General features: G+C 61.3%; 15 protein-coding genes. 14 read left to right on the top strand and 1 reads right to left on the bottom strand.

Translation table 11 applies throughout. The features are described from left to right. Positions 1 to 44: 44 nt before the first annotated feature. Positions 45 to 656 carry an acyltransferase gene (locus tag ACT2B0_RS21930; protein ID WP_473466496.1) on the bottom strand — a complete coding sequence of 204 codons (612 nt, stop codon included), beginning with the start codon at positions 654 to 656 and terminating at the stop codon, positions 45 to 47. A gap of 336 nt (positions 657 to 992) precedes the next feature. Here ACT2B0_RS21930 and ACT2B0_RS21935 point away from each other — a divergent pair, with 336 nt between their 5' ends. From ACT2B0_RS21935 to ACT2B0_RS22000, 14 genes are all read left to right on the top strand, one after another. After that, positions 993 to 2,177, top strand: a complete 1,185-nt coding sequence (locus ACT2B0_RS21935) for a lipid-transfer protein (protein WP_348195849.1) — start codon at positions 993 to 995, stop codon at positions 2,175 to 2,177. 24 nt (positions 2,178 to 2,201) lie between these two features. Further along, on the top strand, positions 2,202 to 3,032 hold the full coding sequence (locus ACT2B0_RS21940) for an SDR family NAD(P)-dependent oxidoreductase (protein WP_473466498.1): 831 nt from the start codon (positions 2,202 to 2,204) through the stop codon (positions 3,030 to 3,032). Positions 3,033 to 3,206: 174 nt separating this feature from the next. Then, on the top strand, positions 3,207 to 3,836 hold the full coding sequence (locus ACT2B0_RS21945; RefSeq protein ID WP_375197761.1) for a TetR/AcrR family transcriptional regulator: 630 nt from the start codon (positions 3,207 to 3,209) through the stop codon (positions 3,834 to 3,836). Between the two features lie 3 nt (positions 3,837 to 3,839). Continuing rightward, positions 3,840 to 5,438: an acyl-CoA carboxylase subunit beta gene (locus tag ACT2B0_RS21950; protein ID WP_375197760.1), complete on the top strand. Its 1,599-nt coding sequence runs from the start codon at positions 3,840 to 3,842 to the stop codon at positions 5,436 to 5,438. 9 nt (positions 5,439 to 5,447) lie between these two features. Further along, on the top strand, positions 5,448 to 6,242 hold the full coding sequence (locus tag ACT2B0_RS21955) for a crotonase/enoyl-CoA hydratase family protein (RefSeq protein WP_375197759.1): 795 nt from the start codon (positions 5,448 to 5,450) through the stop codon (positions 6,240 to 6,242). Then, complete coding sequence (locus ACT2B0_RS21960; RefSeq protein ID WP_473466502.1) at positions 6,239 to 8,242, top strand: acetyl/propionyl/methylcrotonyl-CoA carboxylase subunit alpha; 2,004 nt, start codon at positions 6,239 to 6,241, stop codon at positions 8,240 to 8,242. The genes ACT2B0_RS21955 and ACT2B0_RS21960 overlap by 4 nt, the downstream gene beginning before the upstream one ends. Beyond that, on the top strand, positions 8,239 to 9,405 hold the full coding sequence (locus ACT2B0_RS21965) for an acyl-CoA dehydrogenase family protein (protein WP_473466504.1): 1,167 nt from the start codon (positions 8,239 to 8,241) through the stop codon (positions 9,403 to 9,405). Before ACT2B0_RS21960 ends, ACT2B0_RS21965 begins: the two co-directional genes overlap by 4 nt. Positions 9,406 to 9,450: 45 nt before the next feature. Further along, positions 9,451 to 10,029: a biotin transporter BioY gene (locus tag ACT2B0_RS21970; protein ID WP_348195842.1), complete on the top strand. Its 579-nt coding sequence runs from the start codon at positions 9,451 to 9,453 to the stop codon at positions 10,027 to 10,029. Between the two features lie 607 nt (positions 10,030 to 10,636). After that, positions 10,637 to 11,851, top strand: coding sequence for a CaiB/BaiF CoA transferase family protein (locus ACT2B0_RS21975; protein WP_473466507.1), 1,215 nt, complete (start codon positions 10,637 to 10,639; stop codon positions 11,849 to 11,851). Continuing rightward, positions 11,848 to 13,014 carry an acyl-CoA dehydrogenase family protein gene (locus tag ACT2B0_RS21980; RefSeq protein ID WP_473466510.1) on the top strand — a complete coding sequence of 389 codons (1,167 nt, stop codon included), beginning with the start codon at positions 11,848 to 11,850 and terminating at the stop codon, positions 13,012 to 13,014. The genes ACT2B0_RS21975 and ACT2B0_RS21980 overlap by 4 nt, the downstream gene beginning before the upstream one ends. Before the next feature lie 104 nt (positions 13,015 to 13,118). Beyond that, on the top strand, positions 13,119 to 13,976 hold the full coding sequence (locus ACT2B0_RS21985) for an SDR family oxidoreductase (protein WP_473466512.1): 858 nt from the start codon (positions 13,119 to 13,121) through the stop codon (positions 13,974 to 13,976). 41 nt (positions 13,977 to 14,017) lie between these two features. Beyond that, entirely contained in the window at positions 14,018 to 14,827 is an 810-nt protein-coding gene (locus tag ACT2B0_RS21990) for an ABC transporter ATP-binding protein (protein WP_348294291.1), read from the top strand. Continuing rightward, positions 14,820 to 16,739 carry an AMP-dependent synthetase/ligase gene (locus tag ACT2B0_RS21995; RefSeq protein ID WP_473466514.1) on the top strand — a complete coding sequence of 640 codons (1,920 nt, stop codon included), beginning with the start codon at positions 14,820 to 14,822 and terminating at the stop codon, positions 16,737 to 16,739. The genes ACT2B0_RS21990 and ACT2B0_RS21995 overlap by 8 nt, the downstream gene beginning before the upstream one ends. Then, entirely contained in the window at positions 16,740 to 17,627 is an 888-nt protein-coding gene (locus ACT2B0_RS22000; RefSeq protein WP_348195836.1) for a branched-chain amino acid ABC transporter permease, read from the top strand.

Genomic DNA, 17,627 nt, shown 5'->3' on the forward strand with positions numbered 1-17,627 from the left:
CGCGGCACTGTATCGCCGCCCCGACAGAACAGGTCCCAAGCGCTTCAGTTGGGCTGGCGCCGTGCCTCCTGGATGGACACGACGTCCGAGGCCGCCATTTCGGGGCGGTTCTCTTCCACCGTTCCTAAAGGCGCGACGGGCTTTAGCCCGGCCAGGCAATCCCGCGCAAGTTGCTGGTATTCCGCGGTGCCGCGCGTCTTCCATGCCACTTCCTTTTCGGTGACCTCTCGGATCACCTTGGCCGGCGATCCGACCACCATCGAGCGCGGCGGGATCACCGTCTCGCCGCGCACAAAGGCTTGGGCGCCGACGATCGATTCCGCGCCAAGGATCACCCCGTCCATGATGACGGCATTCATGCCGACCAGAGCGTTTCGTCCGATGGTGCAGCCATGTAGGATCGCGCCGTGGCCGATATGGCCGTCCGGTTCCACCACCGCGTCGCGGCCAGGGAAGGAATGCAGGATGCAATTGTCCTGAACATTCGCGCCATCCCCGACCACGATCCGTCCGAAATCGCCGCGCAGGCTGGCTCCGGGGCCGATGTAGCAGCCGTGACCGAGGATCACGTTTCCGATCAGCACCGCCTGGGGATGAACGAAAGTGTCCTCGGGAATGACCGGAACGAAGCCTTTGAATTCGTAACAGTTCGCCATATCGTGCTCCATCGACTGCTGCGGTTATCCGTCAATGCTGGACCCGTATGCAGGAGTTCCCTCAATTGCCTCGCCAGTCTGGTTCCCCTCCAGGCTCGCGGAATTTGCAAACGCTGACAACCGGGATGCTCCTGCTTTTGACCATAAAGCACCAAACCGTATCCTTGATTGGCTCATGCGACGTTATCCAAACAGTTGTTAGAAAAATGTTCAAGCACGTCGCGCCCTAATGTAGGATATTGACACGACTTCATTCCGGCATCTAAAAATCTAACAATTGATAGAAAATGCGTGGCGCCGGTATCGCAGTGCCCGAACGAAAAGGGAGCGAGAGAAATGAAGGACAAAGCGTATGTCGCCGGCGTCGGGATGGTCCCGTTCCAGAAACCTGGGAAATCGGAAAGCTATGACGTGATGGCCGCGACTGCCACGCGCGCCGCGTTGGCCGATGCGGGGCTCGACTATGACAAGGTGCAGCAGGCCTATGTGGGCTATGTTTATGGCGACAGCACCTGCGGCCAACGGTCGCTGTATCAGGTCGGCATGACCGGAATTCCGGTCGTGAACGTGAACAACAACTGCTCGACCGGATCCTCGGCGCTGTTTCTGGCGCGCCAAGCGGTCGAGAGCGGCGCTGTGGACTGCGCCCTGGCGCTGGGTTTCGAGCAGATGCAGCCCGGCGCGATCGGCGCGATGTTCCACGACCGGGTCAGCCCCTTCGCCTCGTTCGACGAGGAAACCGACGATCTCGTGGGCAACCCGGAGATCCCGCTGGCGCTGCGCTATTTCGGCGGCGCCGGCAAGGCGCATATGGAGGAGTTCGGCACCACGCTGGAAACCTTCGCCAAGATCCGCGCCAAGGCCAGCCGCCACGCCGCCAGGAACCCGGTTGCCCTGTTCCGGCAGGAAGTGACGCCCGAAGAAGTCATGGCGGCCCAGGTCGTCTGGCCGGGCGTGATGACAAGGCTGATGGCCTGCCCGCCCACCTGTGGCGCGGCCGCGGCGATCATCTGCTCCAAGGAGTTCGCCGACAGACACGGGCTCGACAGCTCGGTGCGGATCGCGGCGCAGGCGATGACGACGGACGGCCCCGAGACCTTCAACGCCCATGACATGCGCGAGGTGGTCGGCTTCTCGATGGCCAAGCGCGCGGCCGATCAGGTCTACGAGGCGGCGGGCATCGGGCCGCAGGATATAGACGTGGTCGAGCTGCACGACTGCTTTGCCCATAACGAGCTGATCACCTACGAGGCGCTCGGCCTTTGCGGGCGCGGCGATGCGGCGAAATTCGTCGATGATGGCGACAACACCTATGGCGGCAAATACGTGACCAACCCGTCCGGCGGTCTGTTGTCCAAGGGGCATCCGCTGGGGGCGACCGGCCTTGCGCAATGCACCGAGCTTGTCCAGCAGCTGCGCGGCCAGGCCGATGCGCGCCAGGTCGACGGCGCGCGCCTGGCGCTGCAGCACAATCTGGGCCTCGGCGGGGCCTGCGTGACCACGCTTTATGAAAAAGCCTGACGAAACGGATCGGGAGGAGACGTCATGACGGGACAACTCGACGGGCGCGTGGCGCTGGTTTCGGGGGCGGGCCGGGGGATCGGCCGGGAAATCGCGCTGAAACTGGCCTCGGAAGGGGCGCGCGTGGTGATCAACGATCTGGACGCCGATCCGGCCAATGAAACCGCCGAGGCGGTGCGCGCGATGGGTGCCGAGGCCGTGGTCTGCGCCGGTAGCGTCACCGAAGGCGGGTTCGCCGAACGGTTCATCAAGACCGGCGTAGACAGCTTCGGCGGGCTCGATATCATCGTGAACAACGCAGGCTACACTTGGGACAGCGTCGTTCAGAAGATGTCCGACGAACAGTGGCAGGCGATCATCGACGTCCACCTGACGGCACCCTTCAAGATCCTGCGCGCCGCCCAGCCGGTGATCAGCGCCAAGGCCAAGGAAGAAGCCGCCGCCGGGCAGGAAGTGTTCCGCAAAGTGGTTAACATTTCGTCCATCGCGGGGACCGGCGGCAATGCCGGTCAGATCAACTATTCCGCCGCCAAGGCAGGCATTCTGGGGGTCACCCGGACGATGGCCAAGGAATGGGGGCGCTACAAGGTGAATGTGAACGCGGTGGCGTTCGGTCCGATCCGCACCCGCCTGACCGAAGGCAGTGCAAAAGGCGACAGCACGATCAAGGTCGAGGACAAGGAGATCAAGGTCGGCGTGAATCCCGATCTTCTGTCGCAGATGGAGCGGATGATTCCGCTGGGTCGTGTGGGCACGCCGCAGGAGGCCGCCGGCGCCGTCTATCTGTTCTGCTCGCCGGAATCGAACTTTATCTCGGGCCAGCACATTATTTGTGGCGGCGGGTTCGTGATCTAGAACTTCGACCCGGGCCCTGTAATCGGGTCCATTAAAGAACGTGCTCGTCCGGGCGGCCATAAGAGGTTTGCTCGGATTTTTCCAAACTCCAATCCAACACGTTCAGGACGGTTGACTCACTGGCTTCATGTGCCTAACAGTCGTTAGTTAGGTATTGAGGTAAAATGAAGACCCATGGCTGATACCACTGCGAGCAAGGTCAACGAGACATCGCGCAGCGCGGTCGGGCGGGATGGCGTGCTGGATATTGCGGCGCGGCTTTTCCGTGAACAGGGCTACGGGTCCGTATCGCTCAGAAAAATCGCCGAGGCCGCCGGGATCAAGGCGGGCAGCATATATTACCATTTCGGCTCTAAGGACGAGATCGTTGCGGCGATCCTCGATGCCGGCATCCAAGCGGTTCACGACCGGATGCGCCAGGCGGTGTCGGCGCAGCCGGCCGGCGCAAGCGCCGAGGCCGTCCTGCGCGCCGCGATCGAGGCGCATCTGCGCGCGCTTCTGGATGTCAGCGATTATTCCTCGGCCAATGTGCGCATCTTCGGGCAGGTTCCACAATCGGTCCGCGATGCCAACCTTCCCACGCGCCGCGCCTACGAGGCCGAGTGGGACAGCCTGCTGGCGCGGCTCCGCGACAAGGGAGCGCTGAAACCGGATGTAGACATCCGCCGCCTGCGCCTGATGCTGATCGGCGCTCTCAATGCCACGCTGGAATGGTTCGATCCGAAACGCGGCAGCGTCAGCGCGCTATCGCAATCCTATGCCGATGTGTTCCTGCACGGCATCCTAGACGATACCGGGGGTTGAGGGTTGGCGCGACTTGAAACCGCGGTGCTGACCGCATCCGAAGTCTTTACCCGCAACCACGCGGCGCAGCGCGCGCGGGTCCAGACCCTACGCGACCGCGTCGCCGCGGCAACGGCGGGCGGACGTCCCGATATGGTCGCGCGGCACCGCAAGCGCGGCAAGCTTCTGGTGCGGGAACGGATCGACCTGCTGGTCGATCCCGGCACCGCGTTTCTGGAACTGTCGTCGCTGGCCGCTTACGGGCAATACGGGGGCGAGGTGCCCGGCGCCGGGATCGTCACCGGCATCGGCATCGTCCACGGGTTGCCCTGCATGATGATCGCCAATGACGCCACCGTGAAGGGCGGCTCCTTCTACCACGAGACAGTCCAAAAACACATCCGCGCCCAGGAAATCGCGGCTGAAAACCGGCTGCCCTGTCTCTATCTGGTGGATTGCGGCGGGGCCTATCTGCCTGAACAGGACCGGGTCTTTCCCGATGCCCGCCATTTCGGCAATTCCTTTTATCGCCAGACCAACATGTCCGCCAGCGGCCTGCCGCAGATCTCGGCCGTGTTTGGCGGCTGCACGGCGGGCGGGGCCTATATCCCGGCGCTGTCGGACGAGGTCATCATGGTGCGCGGCAACGCGCGCATCCATCTGGGCGGGCCGTCGATCGTCAAGGTGGCGATCAACGAAGAGGTCGATGGCGAAACGCTGGGCGGAGCCGAGATGCATTCGCGCGTTTCGGGGGTGACCGACCATCTGGCCGAAGATGAGTACCACGCATTGGCACTTATGCGCGACATCGTGGCCGAACTGGGCCAGTCGCGCCCGATGCAGCCGGACCAGCCCCCCGAAGCGCCCGCCCACGATCCTGAAGAGCTGCTTGGCGTGATCAGCGCCGACCGCAAACAGCCCTATGACATGCGCGAGGTGCTGTTGCGGATGATCGACGCGGGCGAGTTCCGCGAGTTCAAGCCGGGATGGGGCGAAACGCTGGTTTGCGGCACGGCGCGCATCCACGGCTATCGCGTTGGTATCCTGGCCAACAACGGGGCGCTTTTGTCCGACAGTTCGCTAAAAGGTGCGCAATTCGTGTCGATGTGCGATCAGCGCAATATCCCGCTTCTGTTCCTGCACAACATCTCGGGTTTCATGGTCGGCACCGAGGCCGAGCGCGGCGGTATCGCCAAGGACAGCGCCAAGCTGGTCTATGCCATGTCCGTTGCCAAGGTGCCGCGCCTGTCGGTTCTGCTGGGCGGCTCTTACGGGGCCGGAAACTACGGCATGTGCGGGCGCGGTTTCGCGCCGAATCTCCTCTTTGCCTGGCCCACGGCGGAACTTGCCACCATGTCCGCCGACATCGCCACCAACGTGATGCTGGAACTGCGCCGCCAGAAGGGGGGCGAGCCGGAAAAGCTGGCGGCCGACCTTGCGAAGATCGAGGCTGAGGTGCGCGCCCAGTATGGCGAACAGTCCGATCCCTATTACGCCACTTCGCGGCTTTGGGATGACGGGCTGATCGAACCGGGCCAGACACGCGACATCCTCGGGCTTTGCCTGGCCATTGTCTCTTCGGTGCCCGAGGCCAGGCGCCATACCCCCGTGTTCAGAATGTGAGGGCCGGACGTGACCGAGAGCCATGAAACGATCCTTGTCGAAACGGATGCGCGCGGCGTCGCCACGGTAACGCTGAACCGCCCGGACAAGCACAATGCCCTGAACGGCGATCTGATCGCCGAACTTTACAGCGCAGCCGTGAAGCTGGCCGCCGATGACACGGTGCGCGTCGTGGTGCTGACCGGCAACGGCAAAAGCTTCTGTGCCGGGGGGGATTTCAACTGGTTCGCCTCCAACGTCGAAAAATCGCGCGCCGAGCGGGTGGACCAGAGCGCCACGCTGGCGCGTTTGCTGCGCCGCCTTGATACCCTGCCCAAACCGCTGATCGGAAAGATCAACGGACCGGCCTATGGCGGCGGGGTCGGCATGATTTCGGTCTGCGACTACACGATCGGTGCCGAAGGCGCGCGGTTCGGTCTGACCGAGGTCAGGCTCGGCCTGCTGCCGGCCAACATCTCGCCCTACGTCGTGGCCCGCATCGGCAAGGTGCATTCCCGCGAAACCATGCTCTCCGGGGCGCTCTTCGACAGCACACGCGCCGAACGGATCGGTCTGTTGACCGAAGTCGTGGCCGCCGATCAGTTGGATGCAGCGGTTGAGAAAGTGGTGCATGATCATCTGCAGGCCGCCCCTGGCGCCGTGGCCGATACCAAGGCGCTGGTCGCCTATGTCGCGTCCCACGATCTGGAAACCAACATGATCTACACCGCCGACCGGCTGGCCGATGCCTGGGAGACGGAGGAAGGCATCGAGGGGATCAACAGCTTTATCAACAAAGCCATCCCGTCATGGCGGGTCAAATGAGTTTCACTCGCGTCCTGATCGCCAACCGGGGCGAGATCGCCCGCCGCATCCAGCGCGGGTGCCGCAAGCTGGGGCTGGAAAGCGTGGCGGTGTTTTCGGAGGCCGACCGCGACGCGCCCTTCGTGACCGAGGCCGATCACGCCCTGTGCATTGGCGGGGCCGCGCCGTCGGAAAGCTATTTGAACGTCGATGCCATCCTGGACGCCGCCCGTGCGGCCGGGGCAGGGGCGGTGCATCCGGGCTATGGCTTTTTGTCTGAGAATGCCGGTTTCGCCGCTGCGGTCGAGGCGGCGGGCCTCGTGTTCATCGGGCCGGGACCTGACGCGATCGCCCGCATGGGATCCAAAATCGAGGCCAAGGCCGCCGCCGAAGCCGCAGGTGTGCCTGTGCTGCCGGGCTATCGCGGCGAAGGTCAGTCCGACGCGCGATTGCTGGAAGAGGCCAAGGCGCTTGGCACGCCGTTTCTGGTCAAGGCCAGCGCGGGCGGCGGCGGGCGCGGGATGCGGCTTGTCACCGACCTGGGCGACGCACCCGAGGCGATTGCATCTGCCCGGGCCGAGGCGAAAGGCGCCTTCGGCGATCCGGCGGTGTTCCTCGAACGCTATGCGCCCCGTGTCCGCCACGTCGAAGTGCAGGTGCTCGGCGATACCCACGGCACCGTGCTGCATCTGGGCGACCGCGATTGCTCGCTGCAACGCAACCACCAAAAGCTGATCGAAGAAGCCCCCGCCGCCGATCTTCCCGAGGCTGTGCGCGACGACATGCGCGCCGCGGCGGTGCGGCTGGCGCAGGCAATCGGCTACCGCTCTGCCGGCACTGTGGAATACCTCTATGATCTGGCCCGTGGCGAATACTACTTCCTCGAGATGAACACCCGCTTGCAGGTGGAACACCCCGTGACCGAGGCGATCACCGGCATCGACCTGGTCGAATGGCAGTTGCGCATCGCGCGGGGCGAGCCGCTGACACTGGCGCAATCGGATGTGCAATTCGACGGGCACGCAATTGAAATCCGCATCGCCGCCGAAAACCCGGGCGAAAATTTCCGCCCCGAAACGGGCCAGATCACCCTTTGGGCGCCGCCCTCAGGCGTGCGGCTGGATACGGGAGTAGAGTGCGGTTCGGTCGTCGGCCACCACTACGATTCCATGATTGCCAAGCTGATCGTCCACGCGCCGGACCGGGCCGGGGCGATCCGCCGGGCGATCACCGCGATCGATGCTTTTGCCGTCGGCGGCGTCGGCCTGAACCTGGCCTATCAGCGCGCGCTTCTGATCCATCCCGATTTCCGGGCGTTCCGGCATCACACGTCGGGCCTGGCCGAGATGTTCCCCGACGGCTGGACGCACCCGGCCCCCGAGGCGCAGGACATGGCGCTCGCCGCGATGGCGTTGCATCTGCATCTCGCCCCGGCGGGCGCATCGCCATGGGAAAGCCTCGGGTCATGGCGGCTCACCGCGCCCGCAGGGCGAGCCGGCGCGGTATCTTATTGGGACACAGCCAATGAAGAGCCGATCCGCATGACCGGCTCAGGGGCAGAGCTTGCCGCCGGGCTGCCGGACGGCCAAACGGTCGCTGCCGAGGCCGTCGCCTTGGCCGGGGACCGCCTGCACGGACGTATCGGCGGCGTCCCGTTCTCGCGCATAGCCCATGTCGAACGCGCCGGCGATCGTTGGCGGGTGCATCTGCAAACCTCCGCCGGGATGATAGCGACGGACCTGCGCACGCTGGAGGGCCGGCACCTGAGCCGCGCGGCGGGCGGGCCCGCCGGAGTCGACACCCTGGTGGCGCCGATGCCGGGCGCCGTGGCCGAGATTCGCGTCGCGCCCGGCGACCATGTCGCCGCCGGCGACACGCTGGTGGTGCTGGAAGCGATGAAGCTCTTGCAGAGCCTGCGCGCGCAGGTCGCGGGCGTTGTGGCTGAAATCTATTGCGCGCCGGGCGACACCGTCGCCGGGCACGCCCCCCTCGTCAAACTCGATCCGGAGGACAAGAGATGAACAGACAGGATGCAATCACCTCCGCCGCCGGGCCGTTCAGCGATGACCTCGAGATGATCCGCGGCCAGTTACGGCGCTTCATCGAGACCGAGGTGACGGCCAAGGCCGACGCCTGGGAAAGGGACGGCATGGTACCGCGCGACGTGTTGCGCCGGATGGGCGATCTGGGCGTGCTCGGCATGCGCTATGACGAACGATACGGCGGCGCGGGCCTCGATGTGATGGCTAGCGTGATGCTGGCCGAAGAGGTGGGGCGTTCCACCTTCGGCGGCTTCTCGGCCACGGTTCTGGTGCATACCGACATGGCCTCGCCGCATCTGGAGAACGCCGGTACGCCCGAACAGAAGGCGCGCTGGATGCCGTCGATCACCTCGGGTGAAAAGATCACCGCTGTTGCCGTGACCGAACCGGGCGCGGGATCCGACGTGGCCGGCATGCGCACCCACGCGGTGCAGGACGGGTCGGACTGGGTGCTGAACGGCACCAAGATGTTCATCACCAACGGCGTTCATGGTGACCTTTACTTTGTCGGGGCCAAGACCGACCCCGATGCCAAGGGTTCGCGCGGGATCACCATGTTCGCGATCGAAAAGGGTACACCGGGCTTTTCGATCGGCCGGGCGCTGAACAAGACCGGCTGGCTGTGCTCGGACACGGCCGAGCTGATCTTCGAGGATGTGCGCGTGCCGGCCGAGAACGTGCTGGGCGAGGTCAACCGGGGTTTTTACTCGGTGATGAAGAACTTCCAGAACGAACGCATCGTGCTGGGCGCAATGGCCTGCGCAGAGGCGCAGACCGCGCTGGACATGACGGTGGATTATGTCAAGCAGCGCAAGGCCTTTGGCGGCGTTTTATGGGACAAGCAGGTGGTGCGTCAACGCCTGGCCGACTGTCAGACGCGGATTGCGGCAGGACGTCAGCTTGTCTATCACGCCGCGGGTCTGGACGCGGCGGGCCGTGACTGCGTGAAAGAGGTCTCGATGGTCAAGGCCTATTGCGGCGAACTGGTGAACAGCGTGCTCTACGACTGTGTCCAGTTCCATGGCGGCATGGGCTACATGCGCGAAACACCGGTGGAACGCATGTCGCGCGATGCCCGCGTTCAGGCCATTGGCGGCGGCGCCAGCGAAGTCATGCTGGAAGAAGTCGCCAAGCGGATGTGAATGAACACGCCATAGTTATGGGAAACTATTGAAAGGAAGAACGGCATGCTTATTGAAGCAGGAAACCAGCGGTCTGTAATGAGCCTCGCTCGCGATGTCGGCGTTATCATTCTAGGTACACTTCTTCTTGCAATCTCCGCCAAAGTCGTGGTGCCGTTTTACCCGGTGCCTATGACAACCCAAACTCTCGTGGTCCTCTGTCTGGGACTGTTCCTCGGACCGGTTCGCGCCGGCGCGACCGTGGCGGTTTATCTCTTTGAGGGTCTGATGGGGCTTCCGGTGTTCGCGGGCACGCCGCCTGCCGTCGCCGGTCCAGCCTATCTTCTTGGGCCAACTGGCGGCTATCTGATTGGGTTCTTGCTTTGCGCAGTTGTATCCGGCTTCGTTGCGCAGAGATTGAGCGGGACTCGACCTGTGTCCGGCGCCTTTCTGGCTGTCCTTTCGGGTTCGATTGCCATTTACATGCCGGGACTTGCCTGGCTGGGGAGCTTCCTCGGTTATGATGAAAAGCTGCTCGCCGCCGGCCTGTATCCGTTCGTATCCGGGGATGTCACAAAAGCCGCGATTGCCTGCGTCCTGTTCATGATATTCCGCGATTCTCATGTGATGCGGAGGATCAGGTAGTTATCTGATTGGCGAGTTGCACAAAGGTCAGTTGCTGTCTGATTGCCAAACTCGCCTACGCGCGATAACCAAGATGAGATGAGGCGTCTGTTCATATCGGTAGCTGCAGCGGCCGTGTAACGAAGGGTCGGCGTGCCCCGACTCTGGTTCACACCGCCGCAGCGCCTTTTCTTGGAACTGTAACCGCGGCCGATCCGACTTATTGATGATCTGAATGGATTGGAGAATCGTCTTTGAGCGGAGTTGTCACCCAACAGATCGTCGGACGAGCTTTTTAACCTTGCCGACACGACATTTCCATCGAGCCGCGCGTCCTCATACGCCCGTAAATATCCTCGAAGCGGAAACGTCGCTCTGCCGAAACGAAGCCAAGAGGTCGTGCCATTGCATCCAACGGAAGATCACAGCGGCAGTCTGAGTCTTGCGTGGTGGCTACCTTGATCTGAATGCCCACCGGAACCGCGCGGCAGGGCGACTGGCAGGCTATTTGAGGCGCAGCGGGCAATTGTGTCACGAATTTTTCGCGTTCGGCTGGATGATGACTTGAGATTCTAACAGATGTTAGAATAAGGTGATTGGAAGCTGCCTCGAGCGAAAGGTCGGAATAATGGTTGGGCCACTGGAGAACCTCCGCATCGTTGAACTCGGGCATGTTATCGCCGGACCGCTTGCCGCTTCTCTGCTTTCCGACTTTGGAGCGAAGGTCGTCAAGGTGGAGACGCCGGGACGTCCGGACATGATGCGTGACCTGGGCCCCACGGCGATCGATGGCGTGGGGGTGTGGTGGAAGACACTCGCGCGCAACAAGCAAATCCTTGGTCTCGACTGGAAAAACGAAGAGGGGCTGAAGGTACTCCGCAAGCTTGTGGAACGCTCGGATGTCCTGGTCGAAAACTTCCGGCCTGGCGTTTTGGAGCGCGCCGGGATCGGGCCCGAGGTGCTGCACGGTTGGAATCCCGATCTTGTGATCCTTAGAGTGTCGGGATACGGCCAGGATGGCCCGATGCGCGATACGCCTGCATTCGGGCGCGCGGCGGAGGCGATGAGCGGCCTGGCGCATCTGACCGGATTTGCCGATGGTTCGCCGATGCACCCGGGGTTTCCCGCCGCTGACAGCACGACAGGGTTGATGGGGGCGCTTGGGCTGATGATCGCGCTATATGCGCGGGAACGCGGTGTGGTGCGCGGGCAGGTCGTGGATCTGGCCGTTTTCGAGGCGCTCTTGCGACTGATCGATTATCATGTCCCGGCGGCGACGGGCGCCGGCATCGCGCCGATCCGCAATGGATTACGACAGCCAATGGATTTTGCGCCGGGCGGAATGTTCCGCACACGCGACGGAATATGGGTCACTGTTTCGGCCGGCAGTGCCGAAACAGCGCGGCGTCTCCTGCGCGCGGTTGGCGGCGATTCCTTGGCCGACGATCCGAGATTTGCGAGCCTGCACAGCATGTCACAACACATGACGGAGGTGTTTGACACGCTGAACGCCTACATCACGGCACGTGATTTCTCAGAGGTTCAAGTGGAGTTCGAACGTCACGATGCGGTGGCAGCTCCCGTTTTATCGGTCGAGCAGATAATCGACCATCCGCAGATTTGCCATCGGGGCGATATAGCCTCGGTAGAAGGCGACCCGACACATGTTGTCGGTCCGGTCCCGCATTTCAGCATTACACCAGGTGTCTTGCGCTGGCTCGGCCGCCCGAGAGGGGCGGATACCGCCGCCGTGCTGGAGGCGCTTGGTTATGATGACGTACAAATCGCAGATCTGGCGAGGACAGGATGTATTGAGACCGCCCTTGAGGAGGAACGGACATGACATTCAGGATGTCTGAGCAACAGAGCGAAATCCGCGAAAGTATTCTGCGGATTTGCGCGCGTTTCGACGACGAGTACTGGCTTGAACGGGACAGCAAGGGAGGCTTTCCGCACGATTTGCACCTGGCCATGGCGCAAGGTGGTTGGCTGGGGATCGCGATGCCCGAGGCGGTCGGCGGCGCGGGATTGGGGATCACAGAAGCAACGGTCATGATGCAGGCGATCGCAGAATCGGGCGGCGGCGCCAGCGCCGCTTCCGCCATCCACATGAACATTTTCGGGCTCAATCCGGTCGTGAAATTCGGAACGGCTGAGCAGAAAGCACGGATGCTGAAGCCCCTGATCGAAGGGCGGGAGAAGGCGTGTTTTGCGGTAACCGAACCGACTACGGGCCTCGACACCACCAAGCTCAGGACCATGGCGGTGAAAAAGGGGGATCACTATGTGGTGCATGGTCAAAAGGTATGGATCTCGACCGCACAGGTTGCCGACAAAATGTTACTTCTGGCGCGGACAACGCGGCTCGAGGATGTTGAGAAGCCAACCGAGGGACTGAGTCTGTTCTATACCGATCTCGACCGGAGATTTGTTGATGTACGAGAGATCGAAAAGATGGGTCGCAAGGCGGTTGATTCCAATGAAGTGTTCATCGACGGGCTGCCGATCCCGGCCAATCACCTGATTGGCGAAGAAGGGCAGGGTTTTCGTCAGATACTTCATGGCCTGAATCCCGAACGCATCCTGGTGGCCGGCGAATGTATCGGCATCGCGCGCAACGCAATCACCCGTGCAGCGGGCTATGCCAAGGAGCGCTCCGTATTTGGTCGTCCCATTGGTCAAAATCAGGGCGTCCAGCATCCGCTGGCCAAGGCTTGGGCGAAAGTCGAGGCAGCCAACCTCATGGTCATGCATGCTGCTGAGCTGTACGACTCACAACTGTCCTGCGGTGTGGAAGCCAATGCGGCAAAGCTCCTCGCCGCGGAGGCAGCCGTCGAGGCGACACAAGTCGCCCAATTGACCTTTGGCGGGTTTGGGTACGCCAAGGAATACCATGTTGAACGTCTCGTGCGCGAAGCGCTGTTGTTCCACATCGTGCCTGTCACGCCTCACATGCTGATGTCTTTCATTGCGGAAAAAGCGCTCGGACTTCCAAAGTCCTATTAGTTTCGAGCCTGATCTCTGTGCGTAGCACGACGCAGGCTTGACCACGATTCTAACGTGCGTTAGATTAATTCTGAAAATGACCCTTAATGGGTACGGGAGGAGACATGACGGCGAAGGCTGTGTTCGGGTCGTCGATGGACGACCTGAAACAACGACCAACTGTGTATGCGAGTGATCTCTTCGCCGGCAAAGGCGTCATGATCACGGGCGCCGGCGGCGGGCTTGGCTTGGCAATTGCGGTCCTGTTTGCGCGGCTTGGCGCCAACATAGCTATCAATGGCCGAAACGAAGAGAAGTTGGCTGTGGCTGCAGAATGCCTGCGCGGCTTTGGTGGTAAAGTCCTGTCACAGCCCATGTCCATCCGCGATCCGGAGCAGGTAACGTCGTTTGTAGAAGCGGCCGAGAGTGAGCTGGGCGGCATCGATATCCTTGTCAACAATGCCGGCGGCCAGTTCCCGCAGCCTGCCATCGAATATTCGGTGAAGGGTTGGAACGCCGTCATCGACACCAACCTCAACGGGACCTGGTGGATGATGCAGGCTACGGCGCGGAGATGGATTGAGGCGAAGCGGCCGGGTTCAATCATCAGCATCGTCGCCGATGTCTGGCGAGGCATGCCGGGGATCGCTCACAGCTGCGCTGCGCGAGCGGGCGTCATCTATCTTTCCAAATCGATCGCCGTGGAATGGGCGCCCAACAACATCAGAGTGAACTGCGTCGCTCCCGGCTGTTGTGAAAGCAATGGTTTCCACAATTACACCGCTGAAGGCGCTGCGACCTTCGAAGAATCAAATCCGATGAGACATGCCGGCGACGAATGGGACGTTGCCGAAGCGGTTGTCTACTTGGCTGCACCGTCCGCCAAATTCATTACCGGAGAGGTCCTGAATGTCGATGGTGGTCAGCAGTTGTGGGGTGATCCGTGGCCGACGGGGCGCCCAGACTATTTCCGCATCGCTTAAATTTCTTTGGATATCTCGAACATGCCGGTAGCGCAAAGCAGATGAAGTACATGCGACCTGAAAAAAACCAATCCCACGACGAAGCGATTCTGGAATGCGTCGGGATCGAGCGCAGGTTCGGAGGTGTCGTCGCCGTAACCGGTGTGGACCTCGCCATCAACCATGGCGAGATTTTTGGTCTTGTTGGCCCGAATGGAAGCGGCAAGACCACGCTGACAAATGCGATCTCGGGATTTTATCCGCCGAACAAGGGTATTGTTCGCATGGCGGGAAAGGACATCACCGGCGTGGCGCCACACAAGGTGGCCAGACTTGGTGTTGCACGGACGTTTCAGAATCTCGCCCTCTTCAACGGAATGAGTGTGCTCGACAACATTCTTTTGGGAAGACACATACATATGCACCCAGGTGTTCTTCCCACGATGCTCTATTGGTGGGTGGCGCGGCGCGAGGAAATCGCGAACCGAATGATTGTCGAGGAAGTGATCGAGTTCCTTCAGCTCGAGAGCGTTCGCAACGAATTGGTCGATGGCCTTCCCATCGGATTGAAGAAACGGGTCGAGCTCGCCCGAGCTTTGGTGTCGGAGCCGAGAATGTTGATTCTTGATGAGCCAATGGCCGGCATGAATCAGGAGGAGAAAGGGTATATGGCTCGCTTCATTCTGGATGCGCGTGCCGAACGGGGAATCAGCGTTCTTCTGATTGAGCACCACATGGATGTGATTGTCGGCATTTGCGACAGGATGCTCGCGCTCAATTACGGCGAGATGATCGCCGGGGGCATTCCGAAGGATGTCGTCAAGGATCCGCGGGTTATCGAAGCGTACATCGGGGGTGGTGCGCATGGCTGATTCTGTTCTTGATCGGCCGATCGAGGCCGAAACCATCGGAACCCTGCTCGCGCGAAACGCGGACAAGTACGGATCGGATATCGCTATTCGAGAGAAGGAGCTTGGTATCTGGAAAGAGACCAGTTGGGCTGAATACACTGAGGAAGTGCTCGCGTGTTCGGCTGGCCTCGAAAAAATCGGCATAAAACCCGGTCAGGCAGTCCTGATTTTGGGTGACAACAGAGCGCGCTTGTACGCAGGAATGCTCGCACTCGCGTTGGTCGGTGCCTACGCGATGCCCGCTTATCCCGGCGTAACGCTTGACGAGCTCCGGCATTTTGTAGGCGAGGTCGAGATCGTCGCCGCCTTTGCCGAAGATCAGGAACAGGTGGATAAAATCCTGGAGCTGCGCGATGCTGAAGCGAAGGGAATTCTACATATTGTATATGTCGAAGAACGTGGGCTCGGCTTCTATGAAGCCGACGGGCTGATGTCATGGGAACACCTGACCGATGTCGGCAGGCATCATCTCAACGAAGACCCGAAGCGGCGCGGTGAACTCATTCACCGGACCAAGCCGGAAGACCCGGCGGTGTTCCTGCATTCGTCAGGTACCACGGGTAAGCCCAAAGGCGTGGTTCTCAGTCAGAAGAACGTTATCGCCGCAGCACGCAATGGTTTCGCCGCCGGTGCGTTCGAGGTCGGCGAAGAGGTTCTGGCCTATTTGCCGATGGCATGGGTCGGCGACTACGCCATAACTGTCGCGGCAGCGTTGCTTCTTCGTTTCACCGTCAGTGTACCAGAGCGGCAGGAGACCGTTATTCGAGACATGCGCGAAGTTGCCCCCACATTCTACCTGGCCGCGCCCAGGAGCTGGGACAACATCCTTACCACGATACAAGTCGGTATTGAAAATTCGACACCATTGAAGAAGTGGCTGTACCAATTCTTCATGAACAGGGCGGTGGCTGCGGAGTCGCGCAAGCTCGCCGGCAAAGGTGGCGGTGTGCTGGAACCCCTGAACCGGCTGTTGGGCGAGGCACTCATATTCGGTCCGATCAAAGACCAGTTCGGCATGAATCGACTGAAAAACGCATTTACCGGTGGCGAAGCCATTGGTGAGGATACGTTTGTCTTCTACCGCGCAATCGGCATCAAGTTGCGCCAGCTTTACGGCCAGACCGAAAACAGCGCGATCAATACGATCCAGTCACCGAGTGAAGTGCGCCTTCACTCCGTGGGCAAGCCAGCTCCGGGTGTAGAGGTTGCAATCGCCGATGACGGCGAGATCCTCTTGCGGTCCGAAAGCGTGTTCGAGGGCTATTACAACAACCCCGAGGCCTCGGCCGAGGCTCTGAAGCGCGGGTGGCTGCACACGGGCGACGCCGGGTATCTCGAAGAAGACGGGCATCTTGTGGTCTTGGGCCGCGTTTCGGAGGTTATGTATACTGCAGGGGGCGAGCGTTACGTGCCCAACTACATCGAAAACCGTCTGAAATTCAGCCCTTACATAAAGGATGCCGCTGTGATTGGCGCCGGGCGGGAGGAATTGACCGCGATGGTTTGCATCGATTTCGATGCTGTCGGGCACTGGGCCGAGGTCAATGGTGTGCCTTATGTCTCGTATGCGGATCTTTCCCAGCGCGACGAGGTTGCCACGCTTCTTCACGAAGCCTTTCGGCGAGTGAACGCCGTGATAACCGAGCCACTGCAAATCAAGCGCTTCGTAAGTCTACCCAAGGAGTTCGATCCAGACGACGGCGAGATAACCCGGACACGCAAGTTGCGCCGGAGCGTGGTCGAGGCTCGATACGACGTCGTGATCGGGGCGCTTTACGATGGCCGCAGCGAAGTTCGAGTGAGTGCCCAGGTGACTTATGAGTCCGGCGAAATCGGGAAGGTCGAGCGGACCCTCCCCATCAGGGAGGTATAGATGGATCCGGTTTTCCTAGCTGAACTCGCGATCAACGGGGCCCTCACAGGTTTGCTCTACTCGCTTTTCGCGATCGGTCTTGTACTGATCTACAAGGCTTCCTCGGTGCCAAACCTTGCCCAAGGCGGGCTGACCATGGTTGGTGCCTATGTCGTTCTGGCTTTGGCGCGTGACGTCGGCATGCCGCTGTGGCTGGCGATTCCGCTCGCGATCGCCATCATGTTCGGACTTGGCTTTGGAATTGAACGTGTTGCGCTACGGCGCCTTGCTGGGCGCCCTGTCGTGATGATCCTGATGCTTACGCTGGGCCTCGACATCTTCCTGCGCGGGACAACACTTGCGGTCTGGGGCGGGACGTCGAGATCGATGGAACTGGGCATCAGTTATGAACCGCTGTTTCTCGGGGATATCCTGATCAGCAGGATTCATCTCGTCGGATCGGTCGTCGCGGTGATCTTGCTCGCCGCCTTCCTGCTCTTCTTCCGCACCCGCCTGGGCGTCAAGCTTCGCGCGATAGCCGACGATTACATGGCGTCATGGTCAGTCGGAATTTCGGTTGAGCGAGGGGTGGGGCTTTCCTGGGGCTTGGCATCTGTTGTCGCGGTTTCCGCCGGGGTGATTTGGGGCGAGATACAGGGTGTGGACCAAGCTCTTTCGCTGCTGCTGCTGAAAGGCCTGACGGTGGCTGTGCTGGGCGGGCTCGACAGCATCCTGGGCGCCGTAGTCGCGGGTATCATTCTTGGCGTTGTCGAAAACGTCGGAGCAGACTTCTTAGATCCGCTTGTGGGTGGCGGAAGTCGTGAACTGATTGTAGCCGCGGTTCTCATTCTCACAATCATGATCCGTCCGCACGGCTTGTTCGGACGCCACGACATAGAAAGGGTGTAA

Source organism: Nitratireductor sp. J20-h4, from assembly GCF_056780505.1.